The sequence below is a fragment of the Enterobacter sp. HK-058-C-ECC genome (assembly GCF_047531125.1).
GTDB classification, from domain to species: domain Bacteria; phylum Pseudomonadota; class Gammaproteobacteria; order Enterobacterales; family Enterobacteriaceae; genus Enterobacter; species Enterobacter quasiroggenkampii.
The window spans coordinates 248,715-273,516 of sequence record NZ_JBLKCH010000007.1 but is presented as its reverse complement, the minus strand read 5'-3'; the positions used below and the strand labels follow the sequence as shown (position 1 = coordinate 273,516).

Here is a 24,802-nt window from a genome sequence, read left to right as displayed (position 1 = left end):
TTCTTACTCCTGATTCACGCGATTAAGCTTGCCCACAGCGGCAGCCATCAGAACTTCCTGGGTGGCCTGCTCGCGAGTGAATTCACCGCCGAGATGCCCTTCATGCATGACGATAATGCGATCGCTCATGCCTAATACTTCTGGCATCTCGGAAGAGACCAGAATGATGCTCAGACCGTCGGCCTTAAACTGGTTAATCAGCTGATAGATCTCTTTCTTCGCGCCCACGTCCACGCCGCGGGTTGGCTCGTCGAGGATCAACACTTTCGGGCGCGTCATCAGCCCGCGCGCAATCGCCACTTTCTGCTGATTCCCGCCGGACAACAGGCCAATCGCCTGCTCCATCGACGGGGTTTTAACGTTAAAGAGACGGATGAAATCGCTGACCGCCTGCTGCTCGTCTTTATGCTTCAGGCTGCCGCCGCTGTGGCTGAAATAGCGCAGCGCGGTGAGGGACATGTTCTCTTTTACCGACATGCCCAGCACTAAGCCGTCGCGTTTGCGGTCTTCGGAGATATAGACGATGCCGTTCGCCAGACCATCCTGCGGGGAGCGGGTGACCACTTCATGGCCGTCGAGGGTGACATAACCGCTGGTGCGCGGCAGTGCGCCGTACAATACTTTCATCAGCTCGGTTCGTCCCGCGCCCATCAGGCCCGCCACGCCCAGGATCTCGCCCTGACGCAGGGTAAAGGTGACGTCGTTCACACCCGGACCGCAGAGGTTGTCCACCTTCAGGCGGATCTCACCCGGCGCTTTATCCAGATGCGGATACTGATCTTCCAGCTTACGTCCCACCATCATTTCGATGAGCGTATCTTCGGTCAGCGTTGCTACTTCGCGCTCGGCAATAAACTGCCCGTCGCGGAAAACAGTGACGTCATCGCAGATTTCAAAGATCTCTTTCATGCGGTGAGAAATATAGACAATCCCGCGCCCCTGCGATTTCAGCTCGCGGATAACGCGGAACAGGGATTCGGTTTCGGTATCGGTCAGGGCGTCGGTCGGTTCATCCATAATGATGACCTTCGACTCAAAGCTCAGCACCTTCGCGATTTCCACCATCTGCTGATCGCCGATGGAGAGATCGCCGACCAGGCGGTCGCTCTTAAAGCGCAGGTTCAGCTTCGCCAGCAGCTTGTCGGCTTCGGCATACATGGTTTTCCAGTCGATTTTGCCGAAGCGGTTCACAAATTCACGGCCGAGGAAGATGTTCTCCGCAATGGTGAGCTGCGGGATCAGGTTCAGCTCCTGATGAATAATGCCGATACCCGCTTCCTGAGAAGATTTCGGGCCAGTGAAGGTGGTTTCTTTACCCAGCCAGAGGAGTGAACCGGCATCGCGTTGATAGATACCGGTCAGCACTTTCATCATGGTGGACTTGCCGGCGCCGTTTTCGCCCACCAGCGCCATTACGCGCCCGGGGTAAACGTTCAGCGCCGCGCCGGAGAGGGCTTTTACGCCCGGGAACGACTTATCGATCCCTTTGAGTTGCAGTAATGCGTCCATGATGGCCTCAGAAGGTGACGCCAGCACAGAGAATGATATTCGCATACGGGGAACACTCCCCGCTGCGAATCACCGCCTGACTGTCTGCGGTTTGTTGTTTGAATTGTTCGTGCGTTGTGTAACGAATTTCAATGGTGTTTCCCTGGTGTTGTTGCAGCTGCTCAAGATGGCTGAGCAACGTTTCGTGGAGTTGCGGATTATGTTGTTTGATTTCCGCCGCGAGAATGGCCGCCTCAACCTGCATCTCCGCGGTCACCACGTCCAGTACCTGCATAAACGAGGGGACACCCTGCGTTAACGCCATATCGATACGGGTTGTGCTGCGCGGAACTGGTAAGCCTGCATCGCAAACCACCAGCGTATCGGTATGCCCAAGACGGGAAATAACCGATGAGATTTCTGAGTTGAGTACAGTGCCTTTCTTCATTTTCTTGCTCCACTAGCGAAACGTTTCGCTAAAAGAAGTGTAGCCTCAGAAATGTTCAGAAAACCACCATGACGTAACAGATTTGTGATCGACGTCGAAACGTTTCGCTAAGTGAAATATTGATGGGAGAAATTACCCGGCGGCGCTTCGCTTGCACGGGCCTACGGGTTTGGTAGGCCGGGTAAGCGCAGCGCCACCCGGCATTTTCGAAAGGACTTAAATCTCGACCTGCGTACCCAGCTCTATCACGCGGTTAGGCGGGATCTCAAACTGGTCAGGCGCGCGCAGGGCGTTACGCTGCAGGATCAGGTACAGCTTGCCGCGCAGGCGCAAATACCATGGGCGCTTGCCGATGATCAGCGACTCGTGAGACATAAAGAACGACGTCTCCATCATCCGGCAGCTCAGCCCTTCCAGACCACAGCGGTGGAACACCTCTTCCACGTTTGGCGTTTCACGCCAGCCGTAGCTCGCCACCACGCGCCAGAATGTCGGAGAGAGCTGCTCGATTTGCACGCGACGCACGTTATGAACGTAAGGCGCATCTTCGGTGCGCAGCGTCAGCAGGATCACGCGCTCGTGCAGCACTTTGTTGTGCTTGAGGTTATGCATCAGCGCGAACGGGATGACGTTCAGGGCGCGAGACATGTATACCGCAGTGCCCGGCACGCGGACCGGCGGAGATTTCTCCAGAGAAGCGATCATCGCCTCCAGAGAATTCCCGTGCTCATGCATGCGCCGCAGCAGGCGGAAACGCTCGCTTTTCCAGGTGGTCATGACGATGAACATCACCAGACCCAGCGTCAGCGGCAGCCAGCCGCCGGAGACAATCTTGTCGAGGTTCGCGGAGAACAGCGGCACGTCAATACACAGGAAGCCCACCAGAATCATCGCCACGAGGAATTTATTCCAGTGCCAGTTTCGGTACGCCACCGTAGTGGAGAGAAGCGATGTCAGCACCATCGTACCGGTTACTGCAATACCGTACGCCGCCGCCAGGTTGCTGGAGTGCTCGAAGCTGACGATAACAATCACAACCGCGAAATAGAGCAGCCAGTTAACGAACGGGATGTAGATCTGGCCCGACTCCATCTCTGAAGTATGGATGATGCGCATCGGCGAGAGATACCCCAGACGCACGGCCTGGCGCGTCAGAGAAAACACACCGGAAATCACCGCCTGAGAGGCAATGACGGTCGCCAGCGTCGCCAGGATTAGCATCGGCACCAGCGCCCAGTCAGGCGCCAGCAGGAAGAACGGGTTCTTTATCGCTTCCGGATTTTTGAGCAACAGCGCGCCCTGGCCAAAGTAGTTCAGCACCAGCGACGGCAGCACCACAATAAACCAAGCCACGCGGATAGGCAGTTTCCCGAAGTGACCCATGTCAGCATACAATGCTTCAACGCCGGTAATGGAGAGCACGACCGCCCCCAGCGCCACGAAGGAAACCACTTTGTATTCGAGGAAGAAATGCACGGCCCAGTAGGGGTTCAGCGCATGCAGCACTTCCGGGTTAGCGATAATGCTGCGCAAGCCAAGCGCGGCCAGGATCAGGAACCAGGCCAGCATAATTGGTGCAAACAGTTTACCCACCAGCCCGGTACCGTGCTTCTGGATCACAAACAGCAGCGTCAGCACGATTATCGCCAGTGGGACCACCCACGTATCAAGCTGCGGCGCGATAATCTCCAGCCCCTCTATCGCCGAGAGGACCGAAATCGCGGGCGTAATAACCACCTCTCCATAGAAGAAGCTGCCGCCAATCAGGCCGATAATCACCAGCACGGAGGTCATTCTGGCGGAGGTGTTGCGCCCTGCAAGGGACATCAGGGTCAGGATACCGCCTTCGCCCGCGTTATCAGCGCGCATAACGAAGGAAAGATATTTAACAGAAACCACCAGGATCAGCAGCCAGAAGATGAGGGACAGGAAGCCAAATACGGCATCGCGCTCAACACCAAAGCCAAACTGGCCGGACAGACATTCACGAAGCGTATAAAGCGGGCTGGTGCCAATATCACCGTAGACAACCCCGATCGCCGCAAGCGTTATTGCGGGTAATGATTGCTTATTATCAGTGCTCATAGACTAGTCTTTTCGTTTGAATAACAAATGTGTTCCTGGTCCCTTGGCCCACAAAAAGCGCACAGTATGCACGATTCAATGCAAAATCGTACCCCTAAATGCAACCGCATTAATGTAGCGCAAAGAAAATTGCGCCGCACTTCAGTCTATTACCAGCCCTGACTGAAACGTCTATACTCGCTTCAATTGGCCGCCACGACGGCGAAAGGATGCAAAACTATTATGGCTCACTCACATTTATTAGCAGAAAGAATTTCCCGCCTCAGCAGCGCGCTGGAGAAAGGCCTTTTCGAGCGTAGCCACGCCATTCGCCTCTGTTTGCTGGCGGCGCTGAGCGGTGAAAGCGTGTTTCTGCTAGGGCCGCCGGGTATCGCCAAAAGCCTGATTGCCCGCAGGCTTAAGTTTGCTTTTCAGAACGCACGCGCGTTTGAATACCTGATGACCCGCTTTTCTACCCCGGAAGAGGTGTTTGGCCCCCTTTCCATTCAGGCGCTGAAAGATGAAGGGCGCTACGAGCGTTTGACGGCGGGGTATCTGCCTGAGGCAGAAATTGTCTTTCTTGATGAGATCTGGAAAGCGGGACCGGCCATTCTTAACACCCTGCTCACGGCGATAAACGAACGTCGGTTCCGTAACGGCGCCAGTGAAGAGAAAATCCCGATGCGCCTGCTGGTGGCCGCCTCAAACGAACTGCCCGAAGCCGACAGCAGCCTGGAAGCGCTGTATGACCGTATGCTCATCCGCCTGTGGCTGGACAAAGTACAGGACAAGTCTAACTTCCGCTCCATGCTGATCAGCCAGCAGGATGAAAGTGAAAACCCGGTATCCGCTTCGCTGCAGGTGACGGATGAAGAGTATTACCAGTGGCAGCAGGATATTGGCAAAATCACATTGCCGGACGCGGTATTCGAGCTGATCTATCTGCTGCGTCAGCAGCTTGATCACCTTCCTTCTGCGCCCTATGTCTCCGATCGCCGCTGGAAAAAAGCGATCCGCCTCCTGCAGGCCAGCGCCCTGTTTAGCGGCCGCGATGCTGTTGCCCCCATCGATCTGATCCTGCTGAAAGATTGCCTCTGGCACGACGCGGAAGGCATGAATCTGATGCAGCAGCAGCTTGACGTTTTGATGACCGGACACGCCTGGGGACAGCAGGCGATGCTCAACCAACTGGGGGCAATTGCCCAGCGGCGCATCCAGCTTCAGCAGCAGCAAAGTGATAAAACCGCGCTGAAAGTGAATCGCCTGGGGGGGATGTTCGCCCGCAAACCGCACTATGAATTACCCGCCGAACTCACCAGCCCGACGCTGACCCTGCTGCTCCAGCAGCCGCTTAAGCTGCATGATATGCAGGTGGTGCACGTGACGATTGAGCGCGAGGCGCTGGCGCAGTGGCTGGATAAGGGCGGAGAGATCCGCGGAAAGCTCAACGGCATCGGTTTCGCGCAGCCGCTGAATATGGAAGTGGACAGCAGCCAGCACCTGGTGATCCGCGACGTCAGCCTGCAGGGCTCGCGTCTCGCACTTCCGGGAACCGCCTCTGACAGCGTTCCCGAAGAGATTAAGCAGCAGCTGGACGCGCTGGATACCGAATGGCACCAGCAGCACACCCGCTTTAGCGAACAGCAAAAATGCCTCTTTATTCATAGCGACTGGTTAGGTCGCATTGAAGCCAGCCTGCAGGACGTCAGCGCGCAGATTAAACAGGCGCGTCAATGCTAACTCTGGATACGCTTAACGTCATGCTGGCCGTCAGCGAGGAAGGGTTGATCGAAGAAGTGGTCATAACCCTTCTGGCTTCGCCGCAGCTGGCAGCTTTTTTTGAAAAATTTCCGAAGCTCAAAAAGGCGATGACGGACGATCTTCCGCGCTGGCGCGAAAATTTGCGTCAGCGCTTCAGGGAGACCGAAGTTCCGCCTGAGTTAACGGAAGAGGTGGCCTGCTATCAGCAGTGCCAGCGGCTCTCCACGCCGCAGTTTATCGTCCAGCTTCCGCAAACCCTGACGTTGCTCGACAAGGTCCACTCCCCGTTTGCCAGCCAGGCCCGGGGGCTGGTCACGGACAACGCCACGTTCACTCCCGCACTGCACACCCTCTTTTTACAGCGCTGGCGTCTCAGCCTGGTGGTGCAGGCCACGACGCTAAACCAGCAGCTGCTGGATGAAGAGCGCGAACAGCTGCTCAGCGAAGTTCAGGAACGCATGACCTTAAGCGGCCAGCTTGAGCAGGTGCTGGTGGAAAATGAGAACGCGGCAGGGCGTCTCTGGGATATGAGCGCCGGCCAGCTCCGGCGCGGGGACTATCAGCTGATCGTCAAATACGGCGATTTTCTGACGCAGCAGCCCGAGTTGATGAAGCTTGCAGAACAGCTGGGACGCTCAAGGGAGGCGAAGTCAGTTCCAAAGAAAGACGCCCCGATGGAAACCTTCCGCACCCTGGTGCGTGAGCCGGCCACCGTTCCGGAGCAGGTCGACGGGCTCCAGCAGAGCGATGATATTCTGCGTCTGCTGCCCACGGAGCTGAGCACGCTGGGGATGACCGAGCTGGAGTATGAGTTTTACCGTCGGCTGGTGGAAAAACAGCTCCTCACCTACCGGCTGCACGGCGAAGCCTGGCGTGAGAAAATCAGCCAGCGGCCGGTCGTTCATCAGGATTTTGATGAACAGCCGCGCGGACCCTTCATCGTTTGCGTGGATACATCCGGATCGATGGGTGGGTTTAACGAGCAGTGTGCAAAAGCATTCTGTCTGGCGCTGATGCGCGTGGCGCTCGCCGATCGCCGTCGCTGCTTCATCATGCTGTTCTCCAGCGAAGTCGTAGGCTATGAGCTGACGAACCAGCAGGGGATCGAGCAGGCAATCCGCTTCCTGAGCCAGCGTTTTCGCGGCGGCACCGATCTGGCCAGCTGTTTTCGCAGCATCGTTGAGCGGATGCAGGGCGGCGACTGGTACGACGCTGACGCGGTGGTGATTTCCGATTTTATCGCCCAGCGGCTGCCGGATGACGTGATAAATAAAGTGAAGGAATTACAGCGTGTGCATCAGCACCGTTTTCATGCGGTGGCGATGTCCGCCCATGGAAAACCCGGCATCATGCGCATCTTCGATCATATCTGGCGCTTTGATACCGGGTTGCGTAGCCGCCTGCTCAGACGCTGGCAGCGTTAATTACAGAAGAGAGCCGACGCTTTCGCGAACCTGCTGCGGCCAGACGCCACACTGAACCTGACCAATATGGGGCAGCTGAAGCAGCAGCATGGTCAGACGGGACTGGCCGATACCGCCGCCAATCGTCTGCGGCATCTCCCCACGCAGCAGCGCCTGGTGCCACTCCAGTTTGAGACGATCTTCATCACCGGTCACCGCCAGCTGGCGCTTCAGCGCGTCAGCATCCACGCGGATCCCCATAGAAGAAAGCTCGAATGCGTCTTCCAGTACCGGGTTCCAGACCAGAATATCGCCGTTCAGACCGGCAAATTCACCCTCACCGGTAGTGCTCCAGTCATCATAATCCGGCGCACGAACGTCATGGCGCTTACCGTCAGACAGCTTGCCGCCGATCCCAATCAGGAACACCGCACCCAGCTCTTTAGCAATTGCGCGCTCGCGGCCTTTGGCATCCAGATCCGGGAAACGGGTCAGCAATTCCTGGCTGTGCACAAAGTGGATCGATTCCGGCAGGAACGGTGCCAGACCAAACGCTTTGCTTACGGCCGCTTCGGTTGCTTTGATCCCGGCGTAGATCGCCTCAACGGTGGATTTCAGCGTGCCGACGTGACGCTCGCCATCCCCCATCACGCGCTCCCAGTCCCACTGGTCAACATAAACGGAATGAATCGGAGAAAGGCGGTCTTCATCGGGGCGAAGGGCTTTCATGTGCGTGTAGAGCCCTTCGCCCGCGCTGAAGTCGTGTTGTCCCAGGGTCTGACGCTTCCATTTCGCCAGTGAATGAACCACTTCGAACTGAGCATCTGGCAGTGTTTTCACTTTCACCTGTACCGCTTTTTCGCATCCAGAGAGGTTATCCTGCGTCCCGTCACCCACGCGGCTGAGGATCGGCGCCTGGACTTCAATCAGCCCAAGCTTCTCTTCCAGCTGGCGGGAAAAATGGGATTTTACGAAACTGATCTGGCGTTGTTTTGCGATGTAAGCGGTTTTCATTATTTATACTCCTGCGTCCTGTTGATATTGATTAAGCAACAGAAATGGCACCTTATTCAATAACCCATCAACAAAAAGCCTTCTTCACTTTTGATTCGATAAAATAAGGCGCTAGAATAGAGTGATTCATTAATCTTCATAAGAAAAAGCTATGGAAAATTATCAGATCGACAATCTCGACCGCGGCATTCTGGAGGCGTTAATGGCCAATGCCCGTACCGCCTACGCCGAACTGGCGAAACAGTTTGGCGTCAGCCCGGGAACCATTCACGTTCGCGTAGAGAAGATGAAGCAGGCAGGGATCATTACCGGTGCTCGCATTGACGTCAGCCCGAAGCAGCTGGGTTACGACGTCTGCTGCTTCATCGGCATCATTCTTAAAAGCGCCAAAGACTACCCTTCCGCCCTGGCGAAACTGAACGCGCTGGATGAAGTCACCGAGGCGTACTACACCACCGGGCACTACAGCATCTTTATTAAAGTCATGTGCCGATCCATCGACGCGCTCCAGCAGGTACTTATCAACAAGATCCAAACAATCGATGAAATTCAGTCCACCGAGACCCTGATCTCCCTGCAAAACCCGATCATGCGTACCATCCGCCCGTGATCGGGCAAATCCATTCCCACATTTTCCACAGGTAGATCCCAGCTCGTTCACAGCGTACAATGGCCGTCTCTTTATCTGGGCGAGCGATCAATGGCGGACATTACCCTTATCAGCGGCAGCACCCTGGGTGGTGCAGAATACGTAGCGGAACATCTGGCTGAAAAGCTGGAAGAGGCGGGCTTTTCTACGGAAACCCTGCACGGCCCGTTGCTGGAAGATCTCCCGACTGACGGGGTCTGGCTGCTGATCACCTCCACGCACGGCGCGGGCGATCTGCCGGATAACCTGCAACCTTTATATGACGAACTGCTGGAACAGCAGCCCGATCTGTCAAACGTCCGTTTTGGCGCAGTAGGGATCGGCAGTCGTGAATATGACACTTTTTGCGGGGCAATAGAGAAAGTCGAAGCCGCTGTGACCTCCTGCGGAGCAAAACAGCTGGGTGAAACACTTAAGATCAACATCCTCGATCATGACATTCCGGAGGATCCAGCCGAGATCTGGCTCGCGGAATGGAAAAATTTACTCAAAAACGATTAAAGATCGCGCGAACAGATGTGGATAAGTCTGGTTAAAAGCTCGTATTAACCCGTAGTTATCCAAAGAACAACCGTAGCGTCGTTTTTGGCCTGTGTATAAAGTCGCGATCTGATCCCAGCTTATACGGTCCAGGATCACCGATCATTCACAGCAAACGATCCTTTCTAACTGCATGATCTTCTTTATGAGATCGGACTTATCCACATGGGTTCGCGATCCTAATAAGAGATCACAATAGAACAGATCTCTAAATAAAAAGATCTTCTTTTTAATAGCCCAGGATCCCAATGCTTTCTCGAAAGACTAAAGTTGAGTAGAATCCACGGCCCGGGCTTCAATCCATTTTCATACCGCTTTACGCGAGGCAGACCACCATGTTTTATCAGGATCCTTTTGACGTCATCATCATTGGCGGGGGTCACGCAGGCACTGAGGCCGCAATGGCCGCAGCGCGAATGGGTCAGCAGACCCTGCTTTTGACACACAATATCGACACGCTGGGACAAATGTCCTGTAATCCGGCGATTGGCGGCATTGGGAAAGGACACCTGGTAAAAGAAGTGGATGCACTTGGCGGCCTGATGGCGAAAGCGATCGATCATGCCGGCATCCAGTTTAGGATACTAAACGCAAGCAAAGGGCCTGCTGTTCGAGCGACCCGTGCACAGGCAGACCGCGTACTTTACCGTCAGGCGGTACGTACCGCGCTGGAGAACCAGCCGAACCTGATGATCTTCCAGCAGGCGGTTGAAGATCTTATCGTTGAGAACGATCGCGTCGTAGGCGCGGTGACCCAGATGGGCCTCAAATTCCGCGCCAAAGCCGTGGTGTTGACCGTGGGGACATTCCTGGACGGTAAAATCCATATCGGGCTGGATAACTACAGCGGTGGCCGTGCTGGCGATCCGCCGTCTATTCCCTTGTCTCGCCGTCTGCGCGAACTGCCGCTGCGCGTTAGCCGCCTGAAAACCGGTACGCCGCCGCGTATTGATGCGCGTACCATTGATTTCAGCGTGCTGGCGCAACAGCACGGTGATAACCCAATGCCGGTCTTCTCGTTTATGGGCAATGCGGCACAGCATCCGCAGCAGGTGCCGTGCTATATCACGCATACCAACGAGAAAACCCACGACGTGATCCGCAATAACCTCGATCGCAGCCCGATGTACGCCGGCGTGATCGAAGGGATCGGTCCGCGCTACTGCCCGTCGATCGAAGACAAAGTGATGCGCTTCGCCGATCGCAACCAGCACCAGATCTTCCTGGAGCCGGAAGGGCTGACCTCAAACGAAATTTACCCGAACGGCATCTCCACCAGCCTGCCGTTCGACGTGCAGATGCAAATTGTTCGCTCAATGCAGGGTATGGAGAACGCAAAAATCGTTCGCCCTGGCTACGCTATTGAGTACGATTTCTTCGATCCGCGTGACCTGAAGCCGACCCTGGAGAGCAAATTCATCCACGGTCTGTTCTTTGCGGGTCAGATTAACGGCACCACCGGTTACGAAGAAGCGGCTGCACAGGGCCTGCTTGCCGGCCTGAACGCTGCGCGCTTCTCTGCCGAGAAAGAAGGCTGGGCTCCCGGCCGTTCTCAGGCGTACCTGGGCGTGCTGGTTGACGATCTCTGCACGCTGGGTACCAAAGAACCGTACCGTATGTTTACCTCTCGCGCGGAATACCGCCTGATGCTGCGTGAAGATAACGCCGACCTGCGTCTGACCGAAATAGGCCGCGAGCTCGGTCTGGTCGATGACGAACGCTGGGCGCGCTTCAACGAGAAGCTGGAACGCATTGAACAGGAACGTCAGCGTCTGAAAACCACCTGGGTGAATCCGCAGGCGGAAACCGCTGCTGAAGTAAACGCTCACTTAACCGCGCCGCTGTCGCGCGAGGCCAGCGGTGAAGATTTGCTGCGCCGTCCTGAAGTCACCTACGAGAACCTGGTCAAACTGACCGCGTTCGCGCCGGGCCTGGAAGATGCTGAAGCGGCGGAGCAGGTTGAGATCCAGGTGAAGTACGAAGGTTACATCGCGCGTCAGCAGGATGAGATCGAAAAACAGCAGCGTAACGAAAACACGCTGCTGCCGGAAATGCTGGACTACCGCCAGGTGACGGGCCTTTCCAACGAAGTGATCGCTAAGCTGAACGATCACAAACCGGTATCGATCGGCCAGGCGTCCCGCATCTCGGGCGTGACTCCAGCGGCGATTTCGATCCTGCTGGTGTGGCTGAAAAAGCAGGGCATGCTGCGCCGTAGCGCGTAAAGCCTTGAAATTGCCCGGTGGCGCTGCGCTTACCGGGCCTACTGAACTCCGTAGGGCGGGTAAGCGAAGCGCCACCCGCCACTTAAGTCTCTCAACAGGTATTCACTGTGCTCAACAAACTCTCTCGTCTGCTGGATCAGGCAGGTATTTCGCTCACCGATCACCAGAAAAATCAGCTGGTGGCCTATGTCGATATGCTGAACAAATGGAACAAAGCGTACAACCTGACGTCTGTTCGCGACCCCAACGAGATGCTCGTTCGCCACATTCTCGACAGCATCGTGGTTGCCCCCTGGCTGAAAGGTGAACGCTTTATCGACGTGGGGACGGGCCCTGGTCTGCCGGGTATTCCGCTGTCGATTGTTCGCCCTGAGAGCCATTTCACGCTGCTGGACAGCCTCGGCAAACGCGTGCGCTTTTTACGTCAGGTACAGCATGAGCTGAAGCTTGAGAACATCACGCCCGTGCAGAGCAGGGTAGAGGAGTTCCCGGCAGAGCCGCCGTTTGACGGGGTTATCAGCCGCGCATTTGCGTCGCTCAACGATATGGTGAGCTGGTGCAAACACTTACCTGCGGAGAACGGCCGCTTTTATGCGCTGAAAGGGCAGGTGCCAGGCGATGAGATTGAACAGCTTCCGGACGGTTTTGCTGTCGAGTCTATTGAGAAATTAGAGATTCCTCAGCTCGAAGGTGAACGTCACCTGGTGATAATTAAGCCAAACAATTTTTAAAAAATTAATAAAAAATGTGGAATTCGTGCTGTTCTTATCATGTTAAAAAACAGCACAACTAGCGGGGATTTATCGGGCAGCTTTTAACCTCTGTTTCACTAAGGTTTTTCTTCCGGTTAACGAAGTAACTATTATTCACCGAGAAGATAGTCATCTGTGAAAATATAAGTCTGCTAAAAGTGGAAGGCAGTAACCAGAACGCAATGTTAATTATTTATTAAGAATGTCAATAAAAGGTTTTTATTGTGTACTGGGCTGTTTTGAAAATAGTTACGACGTTTTGCGTTTAATTTCATAAAGATAAATTTCCGCGATTTGCGCCTTTGATAAATACAACCTTATCGCAAATGTGTGTTTTGTGATCTCGTGCACGCTTTATCGTCAACGTTTTCGCGCTGTTTGCAGTTTTGGTCGAAGGTTGACGCTTTCAGCGAAAGTTAAAAAATAGCGGTGGGGAAAAATATTTAAACATTTATTCACCTTTTCGCTACTTAATGTTTGAAATCACGGGTGCGCACCGTATAATTTGACCGCTTTTTGATGCTTGACTCTGAGCCTTAAAGGACGTTTTATACGACACGCGGCATACCTCGAAGGGAGCAGGAGTAAAAACGTGATGTCTGTGTCGCTCTTGAGTAGAAACGTTGCTCGTAAGCTTCTGTTCATTCAGTTTCTGGCTGTGATAGCAAGTGGACTGCTGTTTAGCCTCAAAGACCCCTTCTGGGGCATCTCCGCCGTGTGCGGGGGTTTGGCGGTTGTGCTGCCAAACGTGTTGTTTATGATTTTTGCCTGGCGTCATCAGGCGCATACACCTGCCAAAGGCCGCGTGGCCTGGTCCTTCGCCCTCGGCGAAGTGTGTAAGGTGTTGCTGACCTTTGCTCTACTGGTGATGGCGCTGGCGGTTTTGAAAGTGGTCTTCATGCCGCTGATAGCAACGTGGGTTTTGGTGCTGGTGGTACAAGTTCTGGCTCCAGCTGTAATCAATAACAAAGGGTAAAAGGCATCATGGCTTCAGAAAATATGACGCCGCAGGATTACATAGGTCACCATCTGAATAACCTTCAGCTGGACCTGCGTACATTCTCGCTGGTGGATCCACATAACCCCCCGGCCACCTTCTGGACGATCAACATCGACTCCATGTTCTTCTCGGTGGTTTTGGGTCTTCTGTTCCTGGCCATGTTCCGCGGTGTTGCTAAACGAGCGACCAGCGGTGTACCAGGGAAATTCCAGACCTTCATCGAAATGATCATCGGCTTCGTCCATGGCAGCGTCAAAGACATGTACCATGGTAAGAGCAAGCTGATTGCTCCGCTGGCGCTGACCGTGTTCGTTTGGGTCTTCCTGATGAACCTGATGGACCTGCTGCCAATCGATCTGCTGCCGTTCATCGGCGAGCACATCTTCGGCCTGCCTGCACTGCGTGTGGTACCGTCTGCGGACGTGAACATCACCCTGTCGATGGCGCTGGGCGTGTTTATCCTGATTCTTTTCTACAGCATCAAAATGAAAGGCGTAAGCGGCTTTGTGAAAGAGCTTACCTTGCAGCCGTTCAACCACTGGGCGTTTATTCCGGTCAACCTGATCCTGGAAGGCGTTAGCCTGCTGTCCAAACCTGTTTCACTGGGTCTGCGACTGTTCGGCAACATGTATGCGGGTGAGCTGATTTTCATTCTGATCGCGGGTCTTCTGCCGTGGTGGTCACAGTGGGTTCTGAATGTGCCGTGGGCCATTTTCCACATCCTGATCATTACGCTGCAAGCCTTTATCTTCATGGTTCTGACGATCGTCTATCTGTCGATGGCGTCTGAAGAGCACTGATTTTTTACCAACACTACTACGTTTTAATTGAAACAAACTGGAGACTGTCATGGAAAACCTGAATATGGATCTGCTGTACATGGCTGCCGCTGTGATGATGGGTCTGGCGGCTATCGGTGCTGCGATCGGTATCGGCATCCTCGGGGGCAAATTCCTGGAAGGCGCTGCGCGTCAACCTGATCTGATTCCTCTGCTGCGTACTCAGTTCTTTATCGTTATGGGTCTGGTGGATGCTATCCCAATGATCGCTGTAGGTCTGGGTCTGTACGTGATGTTTGCTGTCGCGTAGTAGTAGTTTTAAAACCCTAAGCCACAGATATTAAAGAGGTATTGTGCTGTGAACATGAACGCAACAATCCTCGGCCAGGCCATCGCGTTTATTCTCTTTGTCTGGTTCTGCATGAAGTATGTATGGCCGCCTTTAATGGCTGCCATCGAAAAACGTCAGAAAGAAATTGCTGACGGTCTGGCTTCTGCAGAACGCGCTAAGAAAGATTTGGACCTTGCACAGGCCAACGCGACAGACCAGCTGAAAAAAGCGAAAGCGGAAGCTCAGGTTATCATCGAACAGGCTAACAAACGCCGTTCGCAGATCCTGGACGAAGCCAAAGCTGAAGCAGAACAGGAACGTACTAAGATCGTGACACAGGCTCAGGCTGAAATTGAAGCTGAGCGTAAACGTGCTCGTGAAGAACTGCGTAAGCAGGTTGCGATTCTGGCTGTTGCTGGCGCCGAGAAGATCATCGAACGTTCCGTGGATGAAGCTGCTAACAGCGACATCGTGGACAAACTTGTCGCTGAACTGTAAGGAGGGAGGGGCTGATGTCTGAATTTGTTACGGTAGCTCGCCCCTACGCCAAAGCAGCTTTTGACTTTGCTATCGAACACCAAAATGTCGATCGCTGGCAGAATATGCTGGCGTTTGCCGCTGAGGTGACGAAAAACGAACAAATGGCCGAGTTGCTTTCCGGTGCGTTAGCACCTGAAACCCTCGCCGCGTCGTTTATCGCCGTGTGCGGAGAGCAACTGGATGCCAACGGCCAGAACCTGATTAAGGTGATGGCAGAGAATGGTCGTCTCCGTGTGCTCCCGGATGTTCTCGAGCAGTTTGAGCACTTACGTGCCCTTAGTGAAGCTACCGCTGAAGTCGAAGTGACTTCTGCGACTGAACTGAGTGACGAACAGCTTGCGAAAATTACCGCCGCGATGGAAAAACGTCTGTCACGCAAAGTTAAGCTGAATTGCAAAATCGATAAGTCTGTAATGGCAGGCGTAATCATCCGCTCGGGTGATATGGTCATTGATGGCAGCGTACGCGGCCGTCTTGAGCGCCTTGCAGACGTCTTGCAGTCTTAAGGGGACTGGAGCATGCAACTGAATTCCACCGAAATCAGCGAACTGATCAAGCAGCGCATTGCTCAGTTCAATGTTGTGAGTGAAGCTCACAACGAAGGTACTATTGTTTCTGTAAGTGACGGTGTTATCCGCATCCACGGCCTGGCCGATTGTATGCAGGGTGAGATGATTTCCCTGCCGGGTAACCGTTACGCTATCGCACTGAACCTGGAGCGCGACTCCGTTGGTGCAGTTGTGATGGGTCCATACGCTGACCTCGCCGAAGGCATGAAGGTTAAGTGTACTGGCCGTATTCTGGAAGTGCCGGTTGGCCGTGGCCTGCTGGGTCGCGTTGTTAACACCCTGGGTGCGCCAATCGACGGTAAAGGTCCGGTTGAGCACGATGGCTTCTCCCCAATCGAAGTTATCGCACCAGGCGTTATCGACCGTCAGTCCGTAGATCAGCCTGTTCAGACAGGTTATAAGTCCGTTGATGCCATGATCCCAATCGGTCGTGGTCAGCGTGAACTGATCATCGGTGACCGTCAGACCGGTAAAACCGCGATGGCTATTGACGCCATCATCAACCAGCGTGACTCCGGCATCAAATGTGTGTACGTGGCTATTGGCCAGAAAGCGTCCACCATTTCCAACGTGGTTCGTAAACTGGAAGAGCACGGCGCACTGTCTAACACCATCGTTGTGGTGGCGACCGCGTCTGAATCTGCTGCACTGCAATACCTGGCGCCATACGCCGGTTGCGCAATGGGCGAATACTTCCGTGACCGCGGTGAAGATGCGCTGATCGTATACGATGACCTGTCTAAACAGGCTGTTGCTTATCGTCAGGTTTCCCTGCTGCTCCGTCGTCCACCTGGACGTGAAGCGTTCCCTGGCGACGTATTCTACCTCCACTCTCGTCTGCTGGAGCGTGCTTCCCGCGTAAACGCGGAATACGTCGAGAACTTCACCAAAGGTGAAGTGAAGGGTAAAACGGGCTCTCTGACCGCTCTGCCGATCATTGAAACCCAGGCGGGTGACGTTTCTGCGTTCGTTCCGACCAACGTAATCTCCATTACCGATGGTCAGATCTTCCTGGAAACCAACCTGTTTAACTCCGGTATTCGTCCGGCAGTTAACCCGGGTATCTCCGTATCCCGTGTTGGTGGTGCTGCTCAAACCAAGATCATCAAGAAACTGTCCGGTGGTATCCGTACCGCGCTGGCACAGTATCGTGAACTGGCTGCGTTCTCTCAGTTCGCATCCGATCTGGACGAAGCAACCCGTAAACAACTGAGCCACGGTCAGAAAGTGACCGAGCTGCTGAAGCAAAAACAGTACGCACCAATGTCTGTTGCTCAGCAGGGCCTGGTTCTGTTCGCGGCTGAACGCGGTTACCTCGAAGATGTGGAACTGGCGAAAATCGGTAGCTTCGAAGCCGCTCTGCTGGCTTACGTCGACCGTGATCACGCTCCGCTGATGCAAGAGATCAACCAGACCGGTGGCTATAACGACGAAATCGAAGGCAAGCTGAAAGCTATCCTCGATTCCTTCAAAGCAACCCAATCCTGGTAATCGTCCGGCGGCTTGTCTCAGGACAAGCCGCCTGGCATTGAGGAGAAGCTCATGGCCGGCGCAAAAGAGATACGTAGTAAGATCGCAAGCGTCCAGAACACGCAAAAGATCACTAAAGCGATGGAGATGGTCGCCGCTTCCAAAATGCGTAAATCGCAGGATCGCATGGCGGCCAGCCGTCCTTATGCAGAAACCATGCGCAAAGTGATTGGTCACCTTGCAAACGGTAATCTGGAATATAAGCACCCTTACCTGGAAGAACGCGACGTTAAGCGCGTGGGCTACCTGGTGGTGTCGACCGACCGTGGTCTGTGTGGCGGCTTGAACATTAACCTGTTCAAAAAACTGCTGGCGGATATGAAAGCATGGTCTGAAAAAGGCGTTCAGTGCGATATCGCAATGATCGGCTCTAAAGGCGTCTCTTTCTTTAATTCCGTTGGTGGCAACATTGTCGCTCAGGTGACCGGTATGGGTGATAACCCGTCCCTGTCCGAACTGATCGGCCCGGTTAAAGTGATGTTGCAGGCTTATGATGAAGGCCGTCTGGACAGACTGTACGTTGTCAGCAACAAATTCATTAACACCATGTCTCAGGTTCCAACGCTCACTCAGATGCTGCCGTTACCGGCATCAGAAGATGGCGAGCTGAAGCAAAAAACCTGGGATTACCTGTATGAACCCGATCCGAAACCGCTGCTGGATACCCTGCTGCGTCGTTACGTTGAATCTCAGGTTTATCAGGGCGTTGTAGAAAACCTGGCCAGCGAGCAGGCCGCACGAATGGTGGCGATGAAAGCCGCGACCGATAATGGCGGCAGCCTGATTAAAGAGCTGCAGTTGGTTTACAACAAAGCTCGTCAGGCCAGCATTACTCAGGAACTCACCGAGATCGTCTCGGGGGCCGCCGCGGTTTAACCAGGTTTACGAATTACGTAGAGGATTCAAGATGGCTACTGGAAAGATTGTCCAGGTAATCGGCGCCGTGGTGGACGTCGAGTTCCCTCAGGACGCCGTACCACGCGTGTACGACGCGCTTGAGGTACAGAATGGTAACGAGAGCCTGGTGCTGGAAGTTCAGCAGCAGCTCGGCGGCGGTATCGTGCGTACCATCGCGATGGGTTCTTCCGACGGTCTGCGTCGTGGTCTGGAAGTAAAAGACCTTGAGCACCCGATCGAAGTCCCGGTAGGTAAAGCAACACTGGGTCGTATCATGAACGTATTGGGTCAGCCAATCGACATGAAAGGCGACATCGGTGAAGAAGAGCGTTGGGCTATCCACCGCGCGGCACCTTCCTACGAAGAGCTGTCCAGCTCTCAGGAACTGCTGGAAACCGGTATCAAAGTTATCGACCTGATGTGTCCGTTCGCGAAGGGCGGTAAAGTTGGTCTGTTCGGTGGTGCGGGTGTAGGTAAAACCGTAAACATGATGGAGCTGATCCGTAACATCGCGATCGAGCACTCCGGTTACTCTGTGTTTGCGGGCGTAGGTGAACGTACTCGTGAGGGTAACGACTTCTACCACGAAATGACCGACTCCAACGTTCTGGACAAAGTATCCCTGGTTTACGGCCAGATGAACGAGCCACCTGGAAACCGTCTGCGCGTTGCGCTGACCGGCCTGACGATGGCTGAGAAGTTCCGTGACGAAGGCCGTGACGTTCTGCTGTTCGTTGATAACATCTATCGTTACACCCTGGCCGGTACTGAAGTATCTGCACTGCTGGGTCGTATGCCTTCAGCGGTAGGTTATCAGCCTACGCTGGCGGAAGAGATGGGGGTTCTTCAGGAACGTATCACCTCTACCAAAACCGGTTCTATCACCTCCGTTCAGGCGGTATACGTACCTGCGGATGACTTGACTGACCCATCACCAGCCACCACCTTTGCGCACTTAGATGCAACCGTGGTACTGAGCCGTCAGATCGCGTCTCTGGGTATCTACCCGGCCGTTGACCCGCTGGACTCCACCAGCCGTCAGCTGGATCCACTGGTTGTTGGTCAGGAACACTACGACACCGCGCGTGGCGTACAGTCCCTGCTGCAGCGTTACCAGGAACTGAAAGACATCATCGCCATCCTGGGTATGGATGAACTGTCTGAAGAAGACAAACTGGTGGTAGCACGTGCGCGTAAGATCCAGCGCTTCCTGTCCCAGCCGTTCTTCGTTGCGGAAGTATTCACCGGTTCTCCAGGTAAATACGTTTCCCTGAAAGACACCATCCGTGGCTTTAAAGGCATCATGGAAGGCGAATACGATCACCTGCCAGAGCAGGCGTTCTACATGGTTGGTTCCATCGAAGAAGCTGTGGAAAAAGCCAAAAAACTTTAACGCCTTAATCGGAGGGTGATATGGCAATGACTTACCACCTGGACGTCGTCAGCGCAGAGCAACAAATGTTCTCTGGTCTGGTCGAGAAAATCCAGGTAACGGGTAGTGAAGGTGAACTGGGTATTTTCCCGGGTCACGCACCGCTGCTCACCGCCATTAAGCCTGGTATGATCCGCATCGTTAAACAGTTCGGTCACGAAGAGTTTATCTATCTGTCCGGCGGCATTCTTGAAGTGCAGCCTGGCAGTGTGACCGTTCTGGCCGATACCGCTATTCGTGGCCAGGATCTCGACGAAGCGCGAGCCCTGGAGTCGAAGCGTAAGGCTGAAGAGCACATTAACAGCTCTCATGGTGACGTGGATTACGCTCAGGCGTCTGCGGAGCTGGCCAAAGCGATCGCGAAACTGCGCGTTATCGAGTTGACCAAAAAAGCGATGTAACACCGGCTTGAAAAGCACAAAAGCCAGTCTGGATACCAGGCTGGCTTTTTTTTTCGGCCTTAATTCATGCTGAAAAAGATGTAGAATTTTAAGCATCAAACGTTTTTACTTCTCACTCAAACTACCGTCAGGATGCGTATGTCAAACAGTGCGATGAGCGTGGTGATCCTTGCCGCAGGCAAAGGAACCCGCATGTATTCCGACCTGCCTAAAGTGCTTCACACGCTTGCAGGAAAGCCAATGGTGCAGCATGTCATTGATGTAGCGAATGAACTGGGTGCTAATCAGGTTCACCTGGTCTACGGCCACGGCGGCGATCTGCTTAAAAAGACGCTGAGCGACGACAAGCTCAACTGGGTGCTTCAGGCTGAACAGTTGGGTACAGGCCATGCCATGCAGCAGGCAGCGCCCTTCTTTGCGGATGACGAAGACATTTTGATGCTCTACGGCGATGTCCCGCTGATCTCTGTTGAAACACTGACTCGCCTGCGTGAAGCCAAACCGCAGGGCGGCATCGGTTTATTAACCGTCGTGCTGGACGATCCAACCGGTTATGGTCGTATCACCCGTGAAAACGGCAACGTTACGGGTATTGTTGAGCATAAAGATGCCAGTGAGGCGCAGCGTCAGATTCAGGAGATCAACACCGGTATCCTGATTGCCAATGGCGCGGATATGAAGCGCTGGCTGTCGAAGCTCAACAACAACAATGCGCAGGGTGAATACTATATCACCGACATTATTGCGATGGCGTACCACGAAGGGCGCGAGATTGCGGCGGTCCATCCGGCGCGCATCAGCGAAACCGAAGGGGTGAATAACCGTCTTCAGCTTTCTCGCCTTGAGCGTGTTTATCAGTCCGAACAGGCTGAAAAACTGCTGCTGGCAGGCGTGATGCTGCGCGATCCGGCGCGTTTCGATCTGCGTGGCTCATTATCTCACGGGCGTGACGTTGAAATTGATACTAACGTTATCCTCGAGGGTAACGTGACGCTGGGCAACCGCGTCAAAATTGGCGCCGGCTGCGTGATCAAAAACAGCATCATCGGTGACGACTGCGAAATCAGCCCGTACAGCGTGGTGGAAGATGCTCGTCTGGACGTGGCCTGTACTATCGGCCCGTTTGCGCGTCTGCGCCCGGGTGCTGAGCTGCTGGAAGGCGCTCACGTGGGTAACTTCGTGGAGATGAAAAAAGCGCGTCTGGGTAAAGGCTCTAAAGCAGGTCATCTGACCTATCTGGGCGACGCGGAAATTGGCAATAACGTGAATATTGGTGCAGGGACGATTACCTGTAACTATGACGGCGCCAATAAGTTTAAAACGATCATTGGTGATGACGTGTTCGTTGGCTCCGATACGCAGCTGGTGGCGCCTGTTACCGTGGGTAACGGGGTGACTATTGCCGCTGGAACAACCGTAACGCGCGATGTGGCCGAGAACGAGCTGGTATTAAGCCGCGTTCCGCAGGTCAGCAAGCAGGGCTGGAAACGCCCGGTGAAGAAAAAGTAACAACAAGGCGGGTGGCGCTACGCTTACCCGCCCTACGATTGAGTAGGCCTGATAAGGCGTAGCCGTCATCAGGCAAACCCGGGAGAGGGGATAAATATATATCTCCCCCCACAAGCAGTACCCATAACAATAACCCCACTCTCTACAAGGCTCGGGGTGCCCCGAAAGGGCAAATACAGGTCAGCGACAACGCAGGCATAATGCCTAAATTCGGAATATAAATTATGTGTGGAATTGTTGGCGCAGTTGCGCAGCGTGATATTGCTGAAATCCTTCTCGAAGGTTTACGTCGTCTGGAATACCGTGGTTACGACTCTGCCGGTCTGGCTGTCGTCGATGCAGAAGGTCATATGACCCGTCTGCGTCGTCTCGGTAAAGTGCAGATGCTGGCCCAGGCCGCGGAAGAACATCCGCTGCACGGGGGAACCGGTATTGCGCATACCCGCTGGGCGACGCACGGCGAACCGTCTGAAGGCAACGCGCACCCGCATGTGTCTGAACACATCGTGGTTGTGCACAACGGCATTATCGAAAACCACGAACCGCTGCGCGAAGCACTGAAAGCGCGCGGCTACACCTTCGTCTCTGAAACCGACACCGAAGTGATTGCTCACCTGGTGCACTGGGAGCTGGAGCAGGGCGGCACACTGCGTGATGCGGTGCTGCGTGCTATCCCTCAGCTGCGCGGTGCGTACGGTACGGTGATCATGGATTCCCGCGATCCGTCCACGCTGCTGGCCGCGCGTTCCGGTAGCCCGATGGTTATCGGTCTGGGCATGGGTGAAAACTTTATCGCCTCTGACCAACTGGCGCTCCTGCCGGTAACCCGCCGCTTTATCTTCCTGGAAGAGGGGGATATCGCCGAAGTGACTCGCCGCAGCGTGACCGTGTTCGATACCAAAGGCGAGCAGGTGAAGCGTCAGGAGATCGAATCTAACCTGCAGTACGACGCGGGCGACAAAGGCGCTTACCGTCACTACATGCAGAAAGAGATTTACGAGCAGCCAAACGCCATCAAAAACACCCTGACCGGGCGCATCAGCCACGGTGAAGTGGATCTGAGCGAGCTGGGTGCAAATGCGAACGAACTGCTCAGCAAGGTTGAGCACATTCAGATCGTGGCCTGCGGCACCTCCTACAACTCCGGTATGGTCTCTCGCTACTGGTTTGAATCCCTGGCGGGCGTGCCGTGTGATGTGGAAATTGCGTCTGAATTCCGCTATCGCAAATCTGCGGTGCGTCGTAACAGCCTGATGATCACCCTTTCCCAGTCTGGTGAAACGGCGGATACCCTGGCTGCGCTGCGACTGTCTAAAGAGCTGGGTTACCTGGGCTCTCTGGCCATCTGTAACGTCCCGGGCTCTTCCCTGGTGCGTGAATCCGATCTGGCGCTGATGACCAAAGCGGGTACCGAAATCGGCGTGGCCTCCACTAAAGCGTTTACCACTCAGCTGACCGTTCTGCTGATGCTGGTGGCGAAGCTGGCGCGTCTGAAAGGCGAAGATGCTTCCGTTGAGCATGACATCGTTCATGGTCTGCAGGCGCTGCCGAGCCGTATTGAGCAGATGCTGTCTCAGGACAAACGCATTGAAGTGCTGGCGGAAGATTTCTCTGACAAGCATCACGCCCTGTTCCTGGGTCGTGGCGATCAGTATCCGATTGCGCTGGAAGGCGCGCTGAAGCTGAAAGAAATCTCCTATATTCACGCAGAAGCGTATGCGGCAGGCGAACTGAAACACGGCCCGCTGGCGCTGATTGACGCCGATATGCCGGTCATCGTTGTGGCACCAAATAACGAACTGCTGGAAAAACTGAAATCTAATATCGAAGAAGTGCGCGCCCGCGGCGGTGTCCTGTACGTCTTCGCCGACAAAGATGCCGGTTTCGCCAGCAGCGACAACATGCACATCATCGAGATGCCGCATGTGGAAGAGGTGATTGCACCGATCTTCTACACCGTTCCGCTGCAGCTGCTGGCTTACCACGTGGCGCTGATCAAAGGCACCGACGTCGACCAGCCTCGTAACCTGGCGAAATCGGTCACTGTAGAATAAACCCTTCAGGCTCCACCTTCGGGTGGAGCTTTTTTATCCTGTCTGGTTTGTTTTTCATCAATCCTTTCTCATTTTTAATAATGACAATTTGTCATCTTCAGCTACTTTTTTCAGTGTCACATAAAGAAAATATTTCTGAAAACAACCTGTCATAAAAGTGGCTAACTCGATGAAAATTAAGCTTTGTTTAGTTTAATTTTAAGTTAAATTTTCATTGTCATAAAACTGTCATAATTCGTACATTTATCTGTCACCTGTTTGTCCTATTTTGCTCATCGTAGCCACTAAACAACGATTTACGAAAATCTTGCAGGAGACATTATGAAAGTTATGCGTACCACTGTCGCAACTGTTGTCGCCGCGACCTTATCTCTGAGCGCGTTCTCTGTATTTGCAGAAGCAAGCCTGACTGGCGCTGGTGCAACCTTCCCTGCGCCGGTGTATGCCAAATGGGCGGATACCTACCAGAAAGAAACCGGTAACAAGGTTAACTATCAGGGTATCGGCTCCTCCGGTGGCGTGAAACAAATTACCGCGAACACGGTTGATTTCGGCGCGTCTGACGCTCCGCTGTCTGATGACAAACTGGCTCAGGAAGGCCTGTTCCAGTTCCCTACCGTGATCGGTGGCGTGGTTCTGGCCATCAACCTGCCGGGCGTGAAGTCGGGCGAGCTGGTGCTGGACGGCAAAACGCTGGGTGACATCTACCTGGGCAACATCAAAAAATGGGATGACGAAGCGATCGCTAAGCTCAACCCAGGCCTGAAGCTGCCTTCTCAGAACATCGCCGTGGTTCGCCGCGCGGATGGTTCCGGTACCTCTTTCGTGTTCACCAGCTACCTGGCGAAAGTGAACGAAGAGTGGAAATCTAAAGTCGGCTCCGGTTCTACCGTTAACTGGCCTACCGGTCTGGGCGGTAAAGGTAACGACGGTATCGCCGCGTTCGTACAGCGTCTGCCTGGCTCCATCGGCTACGTAGAGTATGCGTACGCGAAGCAGAACAACCTGTCTTACACCAAACTGGTTTCTGCCGACGGCAAGCCGGTTAGCCCGACCGAAGAGAACTTTGCTAACGCTGCCAAAGGCGCTGACTGGAGCAAATCCTTCGCGCAGGATCTGACTAACCAGAAGGGCGAAGGTGCATGGCCAATCACCTCTACCACCTTCATCCTGGTGCACAAAGAGCAGAAGAAACCTGAGCAGGGCGCTGAAGTGCTGAAGTTCTTCGACTGGGCATACAAAAACGGCGGCAAACAGGCTAACGCTCTGGATTACGCCACCCTGCCAGACAACGTGGTTGAGCAGATTCGCGCTGCATGGAAAACCAACGTAAAAGACAGCAGCGGTAAAGCATTGTATTAATTTAGCATTCTGACGAAAATGGCGGGTGGCGCTAGCGCTTACCCGGCCTACAGG

22 protein-coding genes are annotated in these 24,802 nt (G+C 54.3%); 18 read left to right on the top strand and 4 right to left on the bottom strand.

The window, feature by feature from the left end; translation table 11 throughout:
• Positions 1-3: 3 nt before the first annotated feature.
• From rbsA to kup, 3 genes are all read right to left on the bottom strand, one after another.
• Positions 4-1,509 carry a ribose ABC transporter ATP-binding protein RbsA gene (rbsA, locus tag ACMWJS_RS15765; protein ID WP_021242658.1) on the bottom strand — a complete coding sequence of 502 codons (1,506 nt, stop codon included), beginning with the start codon at positions 1,507-1,509 and terminating at the stop codon, positions 4-6.
• A gap of 7 nt (positions 1,510-1,516) precedes the next feature.
• Positions 1,517-1,936, bottom strand: a complete 420-nt coding sequence (rbsD, locus tag ACMWJS_RS15760; RefSeq protein WP_008503495.1) for a D-ribose pyranase — start codon at positions 1,934-1,936, stop codon at positions 1,517-1,519.
• A 216-nt stretch (positions 1,937-2,152) separates the two neighbouring features.
• Positions 2,153-4,021 (bottom strand): low affinity potassium transporter Kup, encoded by a 1,869-nt coding sequence (gene kup, locus ACMWJS_RS15755; protein WP_008500202.1) that lies wholly within the window; start codon positions 4,019-4,021, stop codon positions 2,153-2,155.
• Between the two features lie 222 nt (positions 4,022-4,243).
• Here kup and ravA point away from each other — a divergent pair, with 222 nt between their 5' ends.
• Positions 4,244-5,740: an ATPase RavA gene (gene ravA, locus ACMWJS_RS15750; protein ID WP_032675673.1), complete on the top strand. Its 1,497-nt coding sequence runs from the start codon at positions 4,244-4,246 to the stop codon at positions 5,738-5,740.
• A complete protein-coding gene (gene viaA, locus ACMWJS_RS15745; protein ID WP_032675674.1) occupies positions 5,734-7,185 on the top strand; it encodes an ATPase RavA stimulator ViaA in 1,452 nt (483 codons plus the stop codon). The genes ravA and viaA overlap by 7 nt, the downstream gene beginning before the upstream one ends.
• Here the strand turns inward: viaA and asnA are convergent, their stop codons facing one another.
• Positions 7,186-8,178: an aspartate--ammonia ligase gene (gene asnA, locus ACMWJS_RS15740; RefSeq protein ID WP_045909354.1), complete on the bottom strand. Its 993-nt coding sequence runs from the start codon at positions 8,176-8,178 to the stop codon at positions 7,186-7,188.
• Between the two features lie 151 nt (positions 8,179-8,329).
• Here asnA and asnC point away from each other — a divergent pair, with 151 nt between their 5' ends.
• The 16 genes from asnC (at position 8,330) to pstS (ending at position 24,748) form a co-directional block, all read left to right on the top strand.
• Positions 8,330-8,788: a transcriptional regulator AsnC gene (gene asnC / locus ACMWJS_RS15735; RefSeq protein WP_008500198.1), complete on the top strand. Its 459-nt coding sequence runs from the start codon at positions 8,330-8,332 to the stop codon at positions 8,786-8,788.
• Positions 8,789-8,878: 90 nt separating this feature from the next.
• Positions 8,879-9,328, top strand: coding sequence for an FMN-binding protein MioC (gene mioC / locus ACMWJS_RS15730; protein ID WP_008500197.1), 450 nt, complete (start codon positions 8,879-8,881; stop codon positions 9,326-9,328).
• Between the two features lie 374 nt (positions 9,329-9,702).
• Positions 9,703-11,592 carry a tRNA uridine-5-carboxymethylaminomethyl(34) synthesis enzyme MnmG gene (gene mnmG, locus ACMWJS_RS15725; protein ID WP_045285347.1) on the top strand — a complete coding sequence of 630 codons (1,890 nt, stop codon included), beginning with the start codon at positions 9,703-9,705 and terminating at the stop codon, positions 11,590-11,592.
• Positions 11,593-11,699: 107 nt separating this feature from the next.
• Complete coding sequence (gene rsmG / locus ACMWJS_RS15720) at positions 11,700-12,323, top strand: 16S rRNA (guanine(527)-N(7))-methyltransferase RsmG (RefSeq protein ID WP_414747289.1); 624 nt, start codon at positions 11,700-11,702, stop codon at positions 12,321-12,323.
• 616 nt (positions 12,324-12,939) lie between these two features.
• The gene (atpI, locus tag ACMWJS_RS15715; protein ID WP_008500194.1) at positions 12,940-13,320 is read left to right on the top strand and encodes a F0F1 ATP synthase subunit I; all 381 of its coding nucleotides are present in this window, start codon (positions 12,940-12,942) and stop codon (positions 13,318-13,320) included.
• 8 nt (positions 13,321-13,328) lie between these two features.
• Entirely contained in the window at positions 13,329-14,144 is an 816-nt protein-coding gene (gene atpB, locus ACMWJS_RS15710) for a F0F1 ATP synthase subunit A (protein WP_008500193.1), read from the top strand.
• Between the two features lie 49 nt (positions 14,145-14,193).
• Entirely contained in the window at positions 14,194-14,433 is a 240-nt protein-coding gene (gene atpE / locus ACMWJS_RS15705; protein ID WP_000429386.1) for a F0F1 ATP synthase subunit C, read from the top strand.
• A 48-nt stretch (positions 14,434-14,481) separates the two neighbouring features.
• On the top strand, positions 14,482-14,952 hold the full coding sequence (atpF, locus tag ACMWJS_RS15700) for a F0F1 ATP synthase subunit B (RefSeq protein WP_003862370.1): 471 nt from the start codon (positions 14,482-14,484) through the stop codon (positions 14,950-14,952).
• Between the two features lie 14 nt (positions 14,953-14,966).
• The gene (gene atpH, locus ACMWJS_RS15695; RefSeq protein ID WP_008500192.1) at positions 14,967-15,500 is read left to right on the top strand and encodes a F0F1 ATP synthase subunit delta; all 534 of its coding nucleotides are present in this window, start codon (positions 14,967-14,969) and stop codon (positions 15,498-15,500) included.
• A gap of 12 nt (positions 15,501-15,512) precedes the next feature.
• Complete coding sequence (gene atpA / locus ACMWJS_RS15690; protein WP_003862367.1) at positions 15,513-17,054, top strand: F0F1 ATP synthase subunit alpha; 1,542 nt, start codon at positions 15,513-15,515, stop codon at positions 17,052-17,054.
• Positions 17,055-17,105: 51 nt separating this feature from the next.
• Positions 17,106-17,969: a F0F1 ATP synthase subunit gamma gene (gene atpG, locus ACMWJS_RS15685; RefSeq protein WP_024907886.1), complete on the top strand. Its 864-nt coding sequence runs from the start codon at positions 17,106-17,108 to the stop codon at positions 17,967-17,969.
• A gap of 31 nt (positions 17,970-18,000) precedes the next feature.
• Entirely contained in the window at positions 18,001-19,383 is a 1,383-nt protein-coding gene (gene atpD, locus ACMWJS_RS15680; RefSeq protein ID WP_003862362.1) for a F0F1 ATP synthase subunit beta, read from the top strand.
• Between the two features lie 20 nt (positions 19,384-19,403).
• A complete protein-coding gene (locus ACMWJS_RS15675) occupies positions 19,404-19,823 on the top strand; it encodes a F0F1 ATP synthase subunit epsilon (RefSeq protein ID WP_003862360.1) in 420 nt (139 codons plus the stop codon).
• 138 nt (positions 19,824-19,961) lie between these two features.
• Positions 19,962-21,332 carry a bifunctional UDP-N-acetylglucosamine diphosphorylase/glucosamine-1-phosphate N-acetyltransferase GlmU gene (gene glmU / locus ACMWJS_RS15670; protein ID WP_414747288.1) on the top strand — a complete coding sequence of 457 codons (1,371 nt, stop codon included), beginning with the start codon at positions 19,962-19,964 and terminating at the stop codon, positions 21,330-21,332.
• A 224-nt stretch (positions 21,333-21,556) separates the two neighbouring features.
• Positions 21,557-23,386 carry a glutamine--fructose-6-phosphate transaminase (isomerizing) gene (gene glmS, locus ACMWJS_RS15665; protein WP_021242665.1) on the top strand — a complete coding sequence of 610 codons (1,830 nt, stop codon included), beginning with the start codon at positions 21,557-21,559 and terminating at the stop codon, positions 23,384-23,386.
• Between the two features lie 321 nt (positions 23,387-23,707).
• Positions 23,708-24,748, top strand: coding sequence for a phosphate ABC transporter substrate-binding protein PstS (pstS, locus tag ACMWJS_RS15660; RefSeq protein WP_032675678.1), 1,041 nt, complete (start codon positions 23,708-23,710; stop codon positions 24,746-24,748).
• Positions 24,749-24,802: the final 54 nt, after the last annotated feature.